This is a genomic window from Amycolatopsis sp. NPDC023774 (genome assembly GCF_040639695.1).
In the GTDB taxonomy this organism is placed as follows: domain Bacteria; phylum Actinomycetota; class Actinomycetes; order Mycobacteriales; family Pseudonocardiaceae; genus Amycolatopsis.
Genome location: NZ_JBFAAJ010000014.1, coordinates 110,804 through 126,366 on the forward strand (window position 1 = coordinate 110,804; position 15,563 = coordinate 126,366).

Consider the following 15,563-nt stretch of genomic DNA (forward strand, 5'->3'; position numbering starts at 1 on the left):
ACTGCAGTCACACCACTATCACAAGCCTCAGGCGGAACTCACACACCGTAGACACCAATTCCCCTCATCGGGGGACCCCCGACGTGCGGCGTGTCCGAATGGCCCAGCTCACCCCGCGTGTCGTCTTGAAGTGAATACAGGACACGCGTACTGTTTGAGGCGACGGACGAGGTGTGCCATCCCGATTCCGGTCCTACGGTGGGGGTGCGCAAGACTCGGTCGCGGTCTTCCCGAGGACCGCGAAACACACACCGAACTGACCCGGGGCCCGCACCCGCGACGGCGCGGGTCCCCGCCACTGGAGTTAGACGTGACTGCACCTGCCAGCAAGGACAGCTTCGGCGCCAAAGACACGCTGAAGGTCGGAGACAACTCGTACGAGGTCTTCCGCCTGAACAAGGTCGAGGGCGCCGAGCGCCTGCCCTACAGCCTGAAGATCCTGCTCGAGAACCTGCTGCGCACCGAGGACGGCGCGAACATCACCGCCGATCACATCCGCGCACTCGGCAGCTGGGACCCCAGCGCCGACCCGTCCATCGAGATCCAGTTCACGCCCGCGCGCGTGATCATGCAGGACTTCACCGGCGTTCCTTGCGTCGTGGACCTCGCCACCATGCGCGAGGCCGTCACCGACCTCGGCGGAGACCCCGACAAGGTGAACCCGCTGGCCCCGGCCGAGCTGGTCATCGACCACTCCGTGATCATCGACGTGTTCGGCCGCGCCGACGCGTTCGAGCGCAACGTCGAGATCGAGTACGAGCGCAACCGCGAGCGCTACCAGTTCCTGCGCTGGGGCCAGGGCGCCTTCGACGAGTTCAAGGTCGTGCCGCCGGGCACCGGCATCGTGCACCAGGTCAACATCGAGCACCTCGCGCGCACGGTCATGGCCCGCAACGGCCAGGCCTACCCCGACTCCTGCGTCGGCACCGACTCCCACACCACGATGGTCAACGGCCTGGGTGTGCTGGGCTGGGGCGTCGGCGGCATCGAGGCCGAGGCCGCGATGCTGGGCCAGCCGGTGTCGATGCTCATCCCGCGCGTGGTCGGCTTCAAGCTGACCGGCGAGATCCCGACCGGCGTGACCGCCACCGACGTGGTGCTCACCATCACCGAGATGCTGCGCAAGCACGGCGTGGTCAGCAAGTTCGTCGAGTTCTACGGCGAGGGCGTCGCCTCGGTGCCGCTGGCCAACCGCGCCACCATCGGCAACATGAGCCCCGAGTTCGGCTCCACCGCGGCGATCTTCCCGATCGACGACGAGACCATGCGCTACCTCAAGCTCACCGGCCGCTCGGCCGAGCAGGTCGCGCTCGTCGAGGCCTACGCCAAGGAGCAGGGCCTCTGGCACGACGCGTCCCACGAGCCGGTCTACTCGGAGTACATCGAGCTGGACCTGTCCACGGTCGTCCCGTCGATCGCCGGCCCGAAGCGCCCGCAGGACCGCATCGAGCTGTCTGAGGCGAAGTCGTCGTTCCGCAAGTCGATCCACGACTACGTGGACGGCGAGGACCTCACGCCGCACACCAAGATGGACGAGGCCTCGGAGGAGTCGTTCCCGGCCAGCGACGCCCCGTCGCTGTCGTTCGCCGAGGACGACGCCGCGCCGGTCACCACCTCCGCCGCGAACGGCGCGTCGGGCCGCCCGAGCAAGCCCGTCAAGGTCAGCACCGCCGACCGCGGCGAGTTCGTCCTCGACCACGGCGCCGTGGTGATCGCCTCGATCACCTCGTGCACCAACACCTCGAACCCGTCGGTCATGCTCGGCGCCGCACTGCTGGCGCGCAACGCCGTGGACAAGGGCCTCGCGGTGAAGCCGTGGGTCAAGACGTCGATGGCGCCGGGCTCGCAGGTCGTCACCGACTACTACACCAAGGCCAACCTGTGGCCGTACCTGGAGAAGCTGGGCTACCACCTGGTCGGCTACGGCTGCACCACCTGCATCGGCAACTCCGGCCCGCTGTCGGACGAGATCTCCGCCGCGATCCAGGAGAACGACCTCACCGCCGTCTCGGTACTCTCGGGCAACCGGAACTTCGAAGGCCGCATCAACCCCGACGTGAAGATGAACTACCTCGCGTCGCCGCCGCTGGTCATCGCCTACGCGCTCGCCGGCACGATGGACTTCGACTTCGAGAACCAGCCGCTGGGCCAGGACACCGACGGCAACGACGTCTTCCTGAAGGACATCTGGCCGACGCCGCAGGAGATCCAGGAGACCATCGACTCCTCGATCACGCAGGAGATGTTCGCCAAGGACTACGCCGATGTCTTCGACGGCGGGGAGCGCTGGAAGGCGCTGCCCACCCCCGAGGGCAAGACCTTCGAGTGGGACGCCGAGTCCACCTACGTCCGCAAGCCCCCGTACTTCGAGGGCATGCAGGCCGAGCCGGCGCCGGTCACCGACATCTCCGGCGCGCGCGTGCTGGCGAAGCTGGGCGACTCGGTCACCACCGACCACATCTCCCCCGCCGGCGCGATCAAGGCCGACACCCCGGCCGGCAAGTACCTCAGCGAGCACGGCATCGAGCGCAAGGATTTCAACTCCTACGGCTCGCGCCGCGGCAACCACGAGGTCATGATCCGCGGCACCTTCGCGAACATCCGGCTGCGCAACCAGCTGCTGGACGACGTGCAGGGCGGCTACACCCGCGACTTCACCCAGGACGGCGCCCCTCAGGCGTTCATCTACGACGCGGCCCAGAACTACGCCGCGCAGGGCACCCCGCTGGTCGTGCTGGGCGGCAAGGAGTACGGCTCGGGCTCGTCGCGTGACTGGGCGGCCAAGGGCACCTCGCTGCTGGGCGTGCGCGCGGTGATCACCGAGTCATTCGAGCGCATCCACCGCTCGAACCTCATCGGCATGGGCGTCATCCCGCTGCAGTTCCCGGCGGGAGAGTCGGCCGCGTCGCTGAAGCTGGACGGCACGGAGACGTTCGACATCTCCGGCATCACGAAGCTCAACGACGGCGAGACCCCGCGCACCGTGCACGTCACCGCCACCAAGCAAGACGGCACCAAGGTGGAGTTCGACGCCGACGTCCGCATCGACACCCCGGGCGAGGCCGATTACTACCGCAACGGCGGCATCCTGCAGTACGTGCTGCGCAAGATGACCAACGCCTGATCCGCAAGAACACGCGCGAAGGCCGCTCCGGGACTCCCGGGCGGCCTTCGCCGTTGTTCAGGCGGACTACCGCACGACGGCGCCGGACTTCGGATCGAGCTTCAGCGGTTTCGCCTTCGGGTGGGTGAAGTCGAACATTCCGTCGAGCGGCGCGGCCAGGGCGTCGAACGAGCCGTCGCCGATGCGGCCGAGATGCCAGTTGTCCTCGATGAACCGCAGCACCGACGTCTGGTCCGTCATGGTGTGGTCGACGTGGTTCGCCCGGCTGTAGGGCGAGATCACCAGCAGCGGCAGGCGCGGGCCGTAGCCGCAGCGGTCGGCGTAGCCGCCCAGGCGCACCGGGTGCGAGGTGCACACCGGCGAGTCCTGCGCGGAGGCGTGCGAACCGTTCACGATCTTCGAGGGCACGTGGTCGTACCAGCCGTCGGAGTCGTCGTAGGCGAGCACGATCGCGGTGTCGCGCCAGTGCGGCGAGGTCTGGATGCGGTTGATCTCCGAGACCACGAACGCCTGCTCGTCGAGCGGGTCGGAGTAGCCGGCGTGACCGTCCTGGTAGGACGGTGCCTTGAGGAAGCTCACCGCGGGCATGGTGCCGGTGCGCAGCGCGTCGTCGAAGTCGCTCACGTCGTACTGGTGGTTGGCCTGGTCGGTCTGGCCCACGGCGTGCAACGAGCTCGGCGGCAGGTGCTTCGCGTTGGCGGTCGACTCGTAGTACTGGAACGGCTCGTGGTGCGGGCTGTAGTCGACGACCGCCTGCTCCCCGACGTTCGCGTGTTGCGTACCGCAGACCGCGTAGCCGCCGGCCGCGCCGGTGGGCTTGAAGCCGCCTTCGAACCAGCCCCACGTGACGTGCTTGGCGTTGAGCAGGTCACCGACGTTGCGGCCCTGGAAGGCACCGAGGTTGTCGGTCGCGGTGTGGTTCTTGTCGGAGCAGTCGTCGAAAGCCGGGTCCGGGTCGGTGATCATCGTGCCGACGCCGTGCTCGTCCGGCGAGGCGGCGGTGTTCGGGTCGACTTTCGGCTCGCCCGTGACCGAGTCCACGGGCTGCAGGCCGTGGGTCTGGCCGGAGATCAGGTTGATCGCGCCAGGGCTGGAGGGGCCGAAGACGGCGTCGAACGAGTTGTCGTTGAGCGCGTAGTGCTGGGCGTAGTTCCACATCGCGGTGACGGTGTTGCCGTCGAAGTAGTCCATCACCAGGCCGGGCTCACCGAACAGCACGGGCTGGCCCGTGCACTTGTCCTTCTCGGTGTTCTCGACGAACTTGTCCATCTTCCCGCCGTTGAAGGCGGCCTGTTCCTTGTTGTAGTCGTGGGCCTGGTCGCACGTCAGCGCCTGGTCTGGGCCGAGCCGCTTCGGGTTGTAGGCGTTGGGATTGTCGGTGAGCAGCTTGTGGTCCAGGCCGTTGACCTTCGGCGTGTGCGGCGCCGCGTGGAACGGGGTGCCGTTCTCGTTGGTGGCGTCGGGGTAGGTGCCGAAGTAGTGGTCGAACGAGATGTTCTCGCCGAAGATCACCACGACGTGCTTGATCGGTGTCGCGGTCGGGAAACTCGCCGCGTCCACCGCCTTGTCCGGCACCGCCGGCGACGCCGAGCTGCTCGCGCACGCCGCCGCCATCAGCACGGCCGTGCCCAGCGCCCCGGCCGCCAGCGTGGTCCTCCTCCTGCTCCTGCCCACGACCTGCCCCTTCCCGCTCATCCCAGCAACGCCCGGCCGTAGTGGTCGGCCGGATCCGCCACGCCGGGGAGCAGGTAGAAGTACCCGCCCCCGAACGGCGAGACGTAGTCCGTGAGCGGCTCGCCTTCGAGCCGCTTCTGCACCGCCTCGAACTGGCTCTCGAGGTCCCGCTGGTAACAGGTGAACACCAGGCCCATGTCGAGGTTGCCGTTGGTGTCCACCCCGCGGTCGTAGTTCACCGCGCGCCGCAGGATCCGCTCGCCGTCGGTCCCCGGCGTGCGCGGGTTGGCGAGGCGGATGTGGCTGGTCAACGGGATCACCGTGCCGACTGGGTCCTCCGCGTAGCGCGGCACGTCCTGCTCGCCGGCGCCGTCGAGCGGCGCGCCGGTGTCGCGGCGGCGGCCGATCATGTTCTCCTGCTCCGAGAGCGAGACCCGGTCCCAGAACTCCACGAGCATCCGGATGAGCCGCACGACCTGGTAACTGCCGCCGGCGTCCGTCCACACCAGACGGTCCAGTTCAGGCGGCCGCGGATTGGCGGTGCCGTCTTTGAACCCCAGCAGGTTACGGGGTGTGCCGGCCGGTCGCGGCGGTGAGGTGAAACCGTCGATCTTCCAGCGCACCTGCATGCCGCCGCGCGTGGCCCGGGTGAGGTCGCGCAGGGCGTGCAGCACCGTGTCGGGCTCGGCCGCGGTGAGGACCAGGCTCAGGTCCCCGTGGCACCACCGCGGGTCGAGGGCGTCGTCGGGGAACACCGGCATCGGCTTGAGCTTTGCCGGCTTTCGGGCGGCGAGGCCGTAGCGGTCGTCGAACAGTGACGAGCCCACGCCCACCAGCACCGTCAGCTCCCCCGCCGGCACCGCGGGCCCGAGCACTCCGGAGTCGGCGGGCGGGCCGGTGATCCCGAGCGCGGCCGGTGCTCCGCCCGCGGTGAGGAACGCGGCGCGATCGGTCAGCTCGCGCAGCAGCCCGGTCAGCTCCTGCCGGTTCTCCGCCACCACGTCGAACGCCGCAACGATCGAATGCCGCGCCGGCTCGGCGAGCACCGCGGCCTGGCGCGGTCCGTGGAACGGCGCCGACGCCGGCCCGGTCGCCGACGCGCTCCCGGCGAGGCCCGCGAGCCCCCCGCCGGCTCCGGCGGCCGCGGCCCCGCGCAAGAACGCCCGCCGCCCGAGCGTCACGAGATCCTCCTCGGTTCCGCGATCGCCGCGATCGGCGCGAGGCGCTCGGTGAGCTCGGCGACGTCGGCGTTGATCTTCTCCCGCCGGGCCTGAGTCAAGTTCGCCAGAGAAGTGCCCGGCGCCGTGCGCAGATCGCGTTCGGTGCGGTCGAGCCACACGTCGAGGTCCGCGAGCCCCGGGAAGCGGGTGACGAGCAACGGCCGCAGCACGTCGAGCACGGCGCGCGTGCCGGTGATGTTCGCCTGGACCGTCGCGAGTGTGCTCCCGCTGCCGTAGTCGGTGCGGCCGGTGAGCTCGAACTGCAGGGTGTTCTCCATGATCTCGTGGGCGCGCTGGCCGAGGTCGTTCTGGTCGACCTGCGCGTCGCCGAACGCCGTGCGCAGCTGCCGCACATCCGCGTCGAGCCGCCTGGCCACCGGCTCCAGCGCGGCCGGTTCCTCGTTGTGCCACAAGCCGTTCTCGAGCCGGTGGAACCCGGTGAACCCCGGATCCGCGGCGCCGCCGGCCAGGCCCGCCGTGGTGGCGTTGACGGCCCCGTCGGCGTCGCCGAACGCGTCGTAGGCCCCGCCGAGACGTTCGTAGGTCAGGTGTGCGGCGAGCCAGGCCCGCTCGCTCGCCTCGCGGTCTCCACTGTGGACGGCGTTGTCGAGCGCGGCCGTCTGCCCGGCCAGCGTGGTGAGCCCTTCGGCCACGTACTGGTGGTACTTCTTGAGCGGTTCCAGCAGGTCGGCGTTGGTCACGGGCACCACCGCGGGCCCGGGCCGCCGCGCGCCGCCGCTGACGCGGACCGTCGGCCCGACGAACGGAGTGCCGTCTTCCGGCGCGCACCGCAGTGCGTACGCGCCGTCGGCCAAGTTCACCGGCAGAGCTCGCGTGGTGCCGGACCCCACGCCCTCCAGCTCGCCGAACACGGTGCCGGTGGCGGGGTCGACGAGCTCGACCTCCATCGTCACCGCGCCGGTGTTGCGTACCTGCAGCGTCTGCGGGCCCGGCGGGGGCGCCACCCAGCCCGCACCGCACCCGGACCGCGACACCACGATCGGTCCCGCGTCGGCCTCCGTGTCCGGTCCGGCCGGGTCGACGGCGACCACCACGACGCCGGCGGCGACCACGACCAGGCCGGCCATCGCCGCCCAGCGCCACCGCCGCACCGGCAACTCCCCTCAGGTGAACTTCTGGCGAACACTTTCACGTATCCGCACACACCTGACAAGAGCTCTGCCCCGTTATGCCCGATTTTGGGGCGTGGTCTGTCCTACGCCGTCACCTTCGCGACAGCACGAACACCGGCAACGGCCGCCCGGCCGCGACGCGTTCCATCTCGTAACCCGGCCAGAACGCGAGCAGCTCGGACCACATTCGGTCGTACTCGGCGCCTTCGAGCTCGCGGGCCTTGACCTCCACAACCTTCGCGCGGATCCCGACCGTCGCTTTGGGATCCGCGCGAAGGTTGTAGGTCCAGGCCGGGTTGTTCGGCCGGCCCCAGTTCGAGCCCGTGAGCACGAAGTCGTCGCCGTGTGGGAAGAACAGCAGGTTCGTGCTGCGCGGCAACCCGGTCTTGCGCCCGGTCGTGGTCAGCCGCAGCGACGGGAGGCCCGCGATGCCGACCAGGCTCACCCGCCCGCCGAAGACGCGGTGCAGCTTCTGGTCGGTCCAGATGATGCCGCGCGACAGCGTCATCACGACGGGCCGGGTGCCGAGCTTGCGAGCTAAGGGCTCGAGGGGGTTACGCACGCACAGATCTTGCCAAACTCACCCCGAATCGCTCGTGGGAGTCCGTCCACCAGCGTTCGACGGCGAACCCGGCGGCGGCCAGCTCCGCCTCGACCCCCGTGCGCCGGAACTTCGCGGAGATCTCCGTGCGGATGTGCTCGCCCGCCGCGAAGCGCACCTGCAGGTCGGCGCCCGGGATGTCGACGGTGACCTCGCGCCGCGCGCGCAGCCACATCTCGATCCACTCGTCCTCGGCGTTCCAGTGCGAGACGTGCTCGAAGGCGTCGAGGTCGAAGTTCGCCCCGAGCCGGGAGTTGATGACCCGCAGCACGTTGATGTTGAAGGCGGCGGTAACCCCGGCCGCGTCGTCGTAGGCGCGCTCCAGCGTCTCGCGGTCCTTCACCAGGTCGGTACCCAGCAGCAGCCACTCTCCCTCGTCGAGCACGTCACGCACCGAGCGCAGGAACACGGCGCGCTCGTCGGGCAGGAAGTTGCCGATCGTCCCGCCGAGGAACGCCACGACGCGCGGCGAGGTCCCCGGCAGCAGGTTCAGGTGCTGGGTGAAGTCGCCGACGACGCCGCGCACCTCCAGCTTCGGGTAGTCCGCCGCGATCGCCTCGGCGGCTTCGGCCAGCGCCGACTCCGACACGTCCAGAGGCACGAACGACTCGAGTGTGCCGTGGTCGGTCAGCGCGTCGAGCAGCAGCCGCGTCTTCTCGCTCGACCCGGAACCCAGCTCGACGAGCGTGTGCGCGTCGGTGAGCCGGGCGATGTCACCGGCCCGCGCGGCCAGCACCTCGCGCTCGCTGCGGGTCGGGTAGTACTCGGGCAGCTCGGTGATCTTCTCGAACAGCTCGCTGCCCTCGGCGTCGTAGAACCACTTGGGCGGCAGCCACTTCTGCTCCGCCGTCAGGCCCGCTCGCACGTCCGCGCGAAGCTCGCCCGCGACGTCCCGGCGATGGCTTTCGAGGTCCACTTCCGTCATGAGGTGGTGCTCCGATCGAGGGTCAGGGGAAGGAGTTCGACGACTCGGGTGTCCGTGACGCGCACGGCGTGGTGCTCGGGAACGGGAGTCCAGGCCGGGTCCGGGTCGCACGGCTCGGACGCCAGCACCACACCACCGGCCACCGACCGCACCGACAGCGCGTGCGTCCACGTGGTGCCGATCAGTGTGGTGCCGTCGGTCAGCAAGAAGTTCAGCCGCGAACCCGGGGCGGCGGCCTCGACCTCGGCGATCAGGTCGGTGACCGCGGCCAGCGGGTCGGCTCCGTCACGAAGCCGGGCGTGCAGCAGCGCCCACAGCAGCGCCGCGTCGGTCGGCGCCTCGAGCGTGAGCAGCTCGGTGACGTCGAGGGACTTCGCCAGCCCGGCCATCGAACCGGGCCAGCCTCGCACCACGCCGTTGTGGCTGAACAGCCACCGCCCGTCGGTGAACGGCGCCGCGGCCGCCTCGGTCACCGGCATCCCGGTGGTGCCGTTGCGGACGGCGGCGACGAACGCAGTGGCCCGGACCGAGGCGGCCAGCGCGGGCAATGTCTGGTCCGTCCACAGTGGAGCCGCGCGCCGGTAGCGCTGCGGCGCGCCACCGGGCTCGGCGTACCAGCCGAGGCCGAAGCCGTCGGCATTGACCGAGCCACCGCCGCGCATGTCGAGCGGCGCGTACGACTGTACGAGCAGCGCGTGGGGCGCCGCGAACACGAGCTCGGCGGGCGAGATCGGCGCGCCGAGGTACGCGAGGTGCCGGCACATGCCGTTCAGCTCACCTCGCCGGGCCGGGGATCACGGGCACAGCGGAAGCCGGAGAAGATCTGCCGCCGAATCGGGTAGTCCCAGTTGCGGAACGTGCCGCGGATCGCCGCCGAGTCGGTGCCGAACGAACCACCGCGCAGCACCTTGTACTCCGGGCCGAAGAACACCTCGGAGTACTCGCGGTACGGGAACGCCGCGAACCCCGGGTAGCCGTGGAAGTCGGTGCTCGTCCACTCCCACACGTCGCCGATCAGCTGGTGCACGCCCAGCGGCGACGCCCCGGCCGGGTACGCGCCGGCCTCGGCCGCGCGCAGGTGGCGCTGCCCGAGGTTGGCGTGCTCGGCCGTCGGTTCCTCGTCGCCCCAGGGAAAGCGCCGCGAACGGCCCGTCACCGGGTCGTGGCGCGCGGCCTTCTCCCACTCCGCCTCGGTGGGCAGCCGCTTGCCCGCCCACGCGGCGTACGCCTCGGCCTCGTAGTACGAAACGTGCACCACGGGCTCGGTCACCGGCACCGGCTCCTCGACGCCGAACCGCGTGCGCCACCAGCCGTTCGGCTCGCGGTGCCAGAAGCGCGGCGCCGTGATGTCGTGCTCCTGCCGATACGCCCAGCCGGGCTCGCTCCAGAACCGCCGCTCGTCGTAGCCGCCGGACTCGAGGAACTCGACGTAGGCCCCGCACGTGACCGCGCCGGTGTCGAGGAAGTACGCCGGCACGTCGATCTCGTGGGCCGGGCGCTCGTTGTCCAGCGCCCACGGCTCGGCCGTGGTGCCCATGGTGAAGCGGCCGGCCGGCACGAAGGCCTCGGCGGGCAACCGGCCCGCCCGCGCGGCCGGGGGCTCCGGCGCGTGCAGCACCGGCTCGCCCCTGCGCAGCTGGTGGGTGGCCAGCATCGTCTCGTCGTGCTGCTGCTCGTGCTGGGTGATCATGCCGAACGCGAACGCGCTCTCGGTGAGCCTGCTGCCCTCCAGCGGCGCGGTCTCCAGCACGTCGAACGCCTTCTCCCGGACCTCGCGCACGTACGCGCGGGCCTCGGCCGGGCCGAGCAGCGGCAGGGCCGGCCGGTCGGCGCGCGCGTGCTGGAACGCGTCGTAGAGGTCGTCGATGTCGGGGCGCAGCGGCTCGCGCCCGCCCACGTCGCGGATCAGCCACAGCTCTTCCTGGCTGCCGATGTGCGCGAGGTCCCAGACCAGCGGCGACATCAGCTTCGAGTGCTGGCGGACCAGGTCCTCGTCGTCGACGGCGTCGGTGAGGACGACGCTGCGCGCCCGTGCCCGGGTGAGGGCCTCGGCCGCGTGGGCCCGCAGGTTCTGCGGGCTCAGCTCCAGCAGCGGGTTGTGCTCCGGGGTAACGCTCATCGCTCCTGACTCCTCGATCCGTTCACGCGTGTGCGCACGCTCTCGGTGATCTCCGTGATGGTTGCGGCCGGCAGGCCCGTGGCGGACAGCTCGGCGATGCCGAGCTCCACGAGCTTGCGCGCGACGGCGGCGATGGCGTCGTCGGCGAGGCCCCGGGTGGCGGCTTCGACCCAGCGGCCCGCCACCGGCGCGCACAACCGGCGCACCTCGTCCACTGTGGACGGACGGGCGAACAGGGCCCAGACGAGGGCGACCGGGGGCAGCCACTCGCCCGGCGGCTGGGCGTCGAGGTACCGGATCTCCAGGTACCCGTGGGGCCGCACCGGGGTGAACATCGTGGTGAGGTGGTAGTCGAGGTCCTCCGCCGTCGGCCGGCGCAGCACCCCGGCCGCACCGCGGCCGTCGATCCAGTCGGCGAACGTGAGCCCGTCCGGCGCGTCCCACGGCCGCTCGCCGCGGGGCAGCACCATCAACGGCGTGTCCATCATCCGTCGGCCCCAGTCCGCGGCGGGGTCCGGACCGGGCTCGGCCGAACGGGTCCGGACCGGCTCCGTCTCGAGCACCGCGAGCCAGCGCGCGGACTGAAGTCCGGTGTCGCGGCCGGCATGCATCCGGGAGTTGGCGAACGCGGCGAGCAGAGGCGGTCCCATCACGTGGGCCGCCTCCCAGCGCGCCGCGATCTGGTCGGCTTCTCCCGTGTCGACGCAGATCTGCAGCCCGGCGGTGCTGCACATCATGGTGATCCCGCCTTCACCGATCGGCTCGAACCGGCGCTCCATCGCGGCGTAGCGAGGAGTGCGCAGGGCGCGCCGGGGCGGGCGGTGGGCGTCGATGCCCGACTCGCCGAGCACGAGTCCGTGCCGGGCCAGCAGGCTGACGAGATGGGAGAGGTCGGCCGAGACGGCTGCCTGCAGATCGGGCAGCGAGGCCTGAGGAAGAGCGGAGATCTCCACCTGGCACCCGGGCTCGAGGCTCACGGGAGAGCCTGCCGGGAGCGGGGTGGCCGGACTGTCGGGGCGCAGTGTCCGCGGGGTGTGCGGGCCGAGCGCCGTGGCCAGGACATCGGGGTCGAGCGGGCGGGCCGGGTCCTCGGTGTGGTGCACCGTGAACTCGAGTTCCACCCCCAGCAGTCTCGGTGGGCCGTGCTTGAAACACACCGAGGCGACGTACGCCTCCCCGGCCGCGCGGTCCGAAAGCACCCGCGCGGTGAGGTTCGACGCACTTCCGGACTTCTCCGGAAAATCGTGCACCGCAGTCATCGTTCGCCGTCCGAGTCAGGGAGGTCCGCGGGGTGGGACCTCTCGCCTTCGGACGCTACACGGAGGGCCCGACAAAATCAGGGGCCCGCGAGCGCGCGCGAGATTCGCAAGACTTTCGTAAGGACTCCTGACCTGGGTGTTTGTCCAGAAGTTCCGCCGCGCTGCTCCGTCCGGATGATCACGGCAGGGCAGGTTCGGTGCCCAATCCGAGCTCCGCGGCCGCGGACTGCACGGCGCCGATCACGAGGTGCAACGCCGGGCGCCGGATCTCCGTGCGCCGGTAGGCGATCGACACCGTGCGCAGCAGCGGCGTCGTCAGCGTAACCACGTCGATGCCCGGCGGCCGCAGCAGCCGCAGCCCGAGATCCGACACGAGCGTGACCCCGAGGCCGGCGCCCACCATGGCCATGGCCGTGGACTGCTCCTCGACCTCGTGATTGATCTTCGGCGAGAAGCCGTGCCGGTGGCACGCCATGCGCATCGCCCGGCCGAAGTGCGACTTCGGGCTCGCGAGGATCCACGGATGCTCGGCCAGCTCGTCGAGCGACACCGAACCGGCGGGGAACGCACCGGCAGGTACAGCAGCGTGCAGCCGTTCGACCGCCACGACCGCGCGATCCAGCCCGTTGTCCCACCGCGTCGGCGCGTCGGAGTAGTCGATGACGAACGACAGGTCGAGCGTGCCGTCGCGCACCGCCTCCGCGGTGTCCTCGGGGGCGAGCTCGCGCGTCTTCAGCTGGATCCCCGGGTACTCGGCGGCGAGCGCGGTCAGCGCCGAAGGCAGCAGCCCGGAGGCCACCGACGCCCACACGCCCGCGACCAGGCGCGCCGACATCGAGCCCTGCGCCTCCTCCAACGCGAGAGTCGCGCGCTCGACCGAGCCCAGGATCTCCTCGGCGTGTTCGGTCAGCAGCACGCCGAGCTCGGTCAGCTGCACGCGACGGCCCAGCCGTTCGAACAACTTCGCGCCCACGTCCCGTTCGAGCTGCGCCAGCTGCTGCGACACGGCCGAAGCCGTGTAGTGCAGCGACACCGCGGCAGCGGTCACCGTCCCCCGGCGCCGCAGCTCCCGGAGCATCCGCAGGCGGTGCAACGAAAGCTCCATACAGGAACCCTAAACAACTTCGTGCAGCTTCGTTAACTGGACGCGAAGACGGTCGCGACCGCACCCTCGAATGCGGCGGCCGAGCAGGGCCGCCCCCGACTCTTGGAGGTGAATGGCCCGATGCTTCCGCAGAACGCCGAACCGTTGATGAGGCTGACGTGGACCGACCCCGTCACCGGCGCGCACGGCTACCTGGTCGTGCACAGCCTGGTGTCCGGCGTCGCCACGGGCGGCACGCGGATGCGGGCGGGCTGCACCATGGGTGAGGTCGAGGACCTCGCCCGCGGGATGGCGAACAAGACGGCCACGTTCAACCTCCCCGTCGGCGGTGCCAAGGGCGGGCTCGACTTCGATCCCAAGGACCCGCGGGCTTTCGGGGTGCTCACGCGGTTTTGCGAGTTCCTGCGGCCGTGGCTCGACGCCAGCTGGGTGACCGCCGAGGACCTCGGCGTGCCGCAGCACCTCATCGACTCCGTGTTCGAGAAGCTCGGGCTGGAGCAGTCGTACCACGCCGCGATCCACCGTTCGACGGATCCCGAGCGCACGCTGCGGCGCGTGCAGGCCGGGCTCAACGCGCCCGTGCCCGGCGGGCTGCTGCTGGGTGACGTGATCGGCGGCTACGGCGTGGCGCAGGCCTGCCTGGGCGCCGCCTCGGCGTGGGGCTGGGAGGCGGCCGAGACGACCGTCGCGATCCAGGGCATCGGCACCATGGGCGGCGGCGCCGCTTGGTACCTGCACGAAGCCGGGGTGAAGGTCGTCGCCGTGGCCGATGCCGCGGGCACGCTGTACGACCCTGAGGGCCTCGACGTGCCCGCGCTGCTCGACCTGCGCGATCGCTTCGGCGAGGTGGACCGCTCGCGGCTGCCCGAGGGTGTGCGCACCCTGCCGCGCGAGGCGGTCGTGGCGACCGACGCCGACATCCTCGTGCCGGCCGCGATCTCCTACGCGCTGCGTGTGGACAACGAGAACCTCGTGAAGGCCAAGGTCGTGGTGGAGGCCGCGAACGCGGCGACGACGTCCGAGGCCGAGGCGTCGCTGTCCGCGCGGGGTGTCGCGGTGATCCCGGACTTCGTCGCGAACGCGGGTGCCGCCGCGTGGGCGTGGTGGCTGCTGCTCGGTGAGGTGGGCGCCGACCCGGCCGACTCGTTCCTACGGCTGCGCACGGAGATGCAGGCAAAGGTGGCGCTGCTGCTCACGGAGTGGCACCTCGACCGCGTGCCGCCGCGCGTGACCGGCCTGCGGCTGGCCGAGACCACTCGCGCCGCCCGGGCGGCGGAGGCGCAGGCGAACGAGGGCGCGCCTGCCCTTCTCATCCCGTAACCGGCCGGAGCCCTCGAGACCGGGGGTCGCGCGGTGCCCCGCCCCGGGGCGAGGCGGGGCACCGCGCGGATCTTCCCTGCCCTTCAGGGCTTCAGTGAGCTCAGGACCGGGCGAACCGGTCGAGCACCCCGACGAGGACCTCGCTGATCGAGCCCGTGGCCGTGGTGTGCCCGGAGTCGCCGACGAGCAGGAGCTGCGCGCCCGGCCAAGCCCGTTCCAGCAGCCACGGCGTGCCGACCAGGTTGCCGAGAGCGAGCGAGCCCTGGACCAGCGCCGCCGGGATCCCGGCGAGCCGGTGGGCGTCGCGCAGGATGGCGCCGTCCTCGCTGAAGCAGCCGTTGGCGAAGTAGTGCGTGACGAGCCGTGCGAACGCCAGCCGGTACGCGGGGTCGGTGAACCACGAGGAAGCCGGTTCGCTCGAGAGCATCGCGTCTTCCCACTCGCACCAACGACGAGCGGCGGCCTCGTGGACGGCGGGGTCGGGATCCATCAGCAGCCGGTGGTAGGCCCGGGCGAGATCACCGTCTCGATCGGCCTCCGGCACGCCGTCGCGGAACTTCGCGAACGCGGCCGGGAACACCGCGCCGAGCCCGCGCGTGAGCAGGTCCAGTTCGGCTTGCCGGTCGGTGGCCAGGCCGAGGAGCACAAGCTCGCTGACGCGCTACGGGTGGCGCTCGGCGTACAGCAGCGAGAGGGCCGACCCCCAGGACCCGCCGAACAGCAGCCAGGTGTCGATGCCGAGCGTGGCCCGCAGCAGTTCCATGTCCGCGAGCAGGTGCGGGGTGGTGTTGGCCGACAGGTCGGCGACGGGCTCGCCCGCGTGCGGGGTGCTGCGCCCGCAGCCGCGCTGGTCGAACAGCACCACGCGGTAGGCATCGGGGTCGAAGAACCGCCGGTGCGCCGGCAGGCAGCCGCCGCCGGGGCCGCCGTGCACGACGAGGGCGGGCTTTCCGGCGGGGTTGCCGCACTCCCCCCCAGTACACGGCGTGGCCGCCGCCGACGTCGAGCGTTCCGGTGCGGTACGGGGTGGTCTCGGGGTGCAGTCCAGGCACGGCACGTCCTCTTCGACGGGGCCCTCCGGCG

11 protein-coding genes and 1 pseudogene are annotated in these 15,563 nt (G+C 71.1%); 2 read left to right on the forward strand and 10 right to left on the reverse strand.

What is annotated here, in order from left to right:
- Positions 1-310: 310 nt before the first annotated feature.
- A complete protein-coding gene (locus AB0F91_RS26725; protein ID WP_360601625.1) occupies positions 311-3,124 on the forward strand; it encodes an aconitate hydratase in 2,814 nt (937 codons plus the stop codon).
- A gap of 66 nt (positions 3,125-3,190) precedes the next feature.
- Here AB0F91_RS26725 and AB0F91_RS26730 read toward each other — a convergent pair whose 3' ends face one another.
- The 9 genes from AB0F91_RS26730 to AB0F91_RS26770 all read right to left on the reverse strand — a co-directional run bounded on the left by AB0F91_RS26730 (position 3,191) and on the right by AB0F91_RS26770 (position 13,160).
- Complete coding sequence (locus AB0F91_RS26730; RefSeq protein ID WP_360601769.1) at positions 3,191-4,738, reverse strand: alkaline phosphatase family protein; 1,548 nt, start codon at positions 4,736-4,738, stop codon at positions 3,191-3,193.
- 77 nt (positions 4,739-4,815) lie between these two features.
- On the reverse strand, positions 4,816-5,979 hold the full coding sequence (locus AB0F91_RS26735; RefSeq protein WP_360601627.1) for a Dyp-type peroxidase: 1,164 nt from the start codon (positions 5,977-5,979) through the stop codon (positions 4,816-4,818).
- Positions 5,976-7,130 carry an EfeM/EfeO family lipoprotein gene (locus AB0F91_RS26740; RefSeq protein WP_360601629.1) on the reverse strand — a complete coding sequence of 385 codons (1,155 nt, stop codon included), beginning with the start codon at positions 7,128-7,130 and terminating at the stop codon, positions 5,976-5,978. The genes AB0F91_RS26735 and AB0F91_RS26740 overlap by 4 nt, the downstream gene beginning before the upstream one ends.
- A gap of 112 nt (positions 7,131-7,242) precedes the next feature.
- The gene (locus tag AB0F91_RS26745) at positions 7,243-7,713 is read right to left on the reverse strand and encodes a nitroreductase family deazaflavin-dependent oxidoreductase (RefSeq protein ID WP_360601631.1); all 471 of its coding nucleotides are present in this window, start codon (positions 7,711-7,713) and stop codon (positions 7,243-7,245) included.
- The gene (egtD, locus tag AB0F91_RS26750; protein ID WP_360601633.1) at positions 7,706-8,677 is read right to left on the reverse strand and encodes an L-histidine N(alpha)-methyltransferase; all 972 of its coding nucleotides are present in this window, start codon (positions 8,675-8,677) and stop codon (positions 7,706-7,708) included. The genes AB0F91_RS26745 and egtD overlap by 8 nt, the downstream gene beginning before the upstream one ends.
- Positions 8,674-9,441 carry an ergothioneine biosynthesis protein EgtC gene (gene egtC, locus AB0F91_RS26755; RefSeq protein WP_360601635.1) on the reverse strand — a complete coding sequence of 256 codons (768 nt, stop codon included), beginning with the start codon at positions 9,439-9,441 and terminating at the stop codon, positions 8,674-8,676. Before egtC ends, egtD begins: the two co-directional genes overlap by 4 nt.
- A 5-nt stretch (positions 9,442-9,446) precedes the next feature.
- Positions 9,447-10,796 (reverse strand): ergothioneine biosynthesis protein EgtB, encoded by a 1,350-nt coding sequence (gene egtB, locus AB0F91_RS26760; RefSeq protein WP_360601637.1) that lies wholly within the window; start codon positions 10,794-10,796, stop codon positions 9,447-9,449.
- Complete coding sequence (locus tag AB0F91_RS26765) at positions 10,793-12,055, reverse strand: glutamate-cysteine ligase family protein (RefSeq protein ID WP_360601639.1); 1,263 nt, start codon at positions 12,053-12,055, stop codon at positions 10,793-10,795. The genes egtB and AB0F91_RS26765 overlap by 4 nt, the downstream gene beginning before the upstream one ends.
- 178 nt (positions 12,056-12,233) lie before the next feature.
- Complete coding sequence (locus AB0F91_RS26770) at positions 12,234-13,160, reverse strand: LysR family transcriptional regulator (protein WP_360601641.1); 927 nt, start codon at positions 13,158-13,160, stop codon at positions 12,234-12,236.
- 120 nt (positions 13,161-13,280) lie between these two features.
- Between AB0F91_RS26770 and AB0F91_RS26775 the strand changes: the two genes are divergently transcribed.
- Positions 13,281-14,480, forward strand: a complete 1,200-nt coding sequence (locus AB0F91_RS26775; RefSeq protein ID WP_360601643.1) for a Glu/Leu/Phe/Val dehydrogenase dimerization domain-containing protein — start codon at positions 13,281-13,283, stop codon at positions 14,478-14,480.
- A 100-nt stretch (positions 14,481-14,580) separates the two neighbouring features.
- Here AB0F91_RS26775 and pip read toward each other — a convergent pair.
- Positions 14,581-15,532 (reverse strand): annotated as a pseudogene (pip, locus tag AB0F91_RS26780) (prolyl aminopeptidase).
- Between the last annotated feature and the right edge of the window lie 31 nt (positions 15,533-15,563).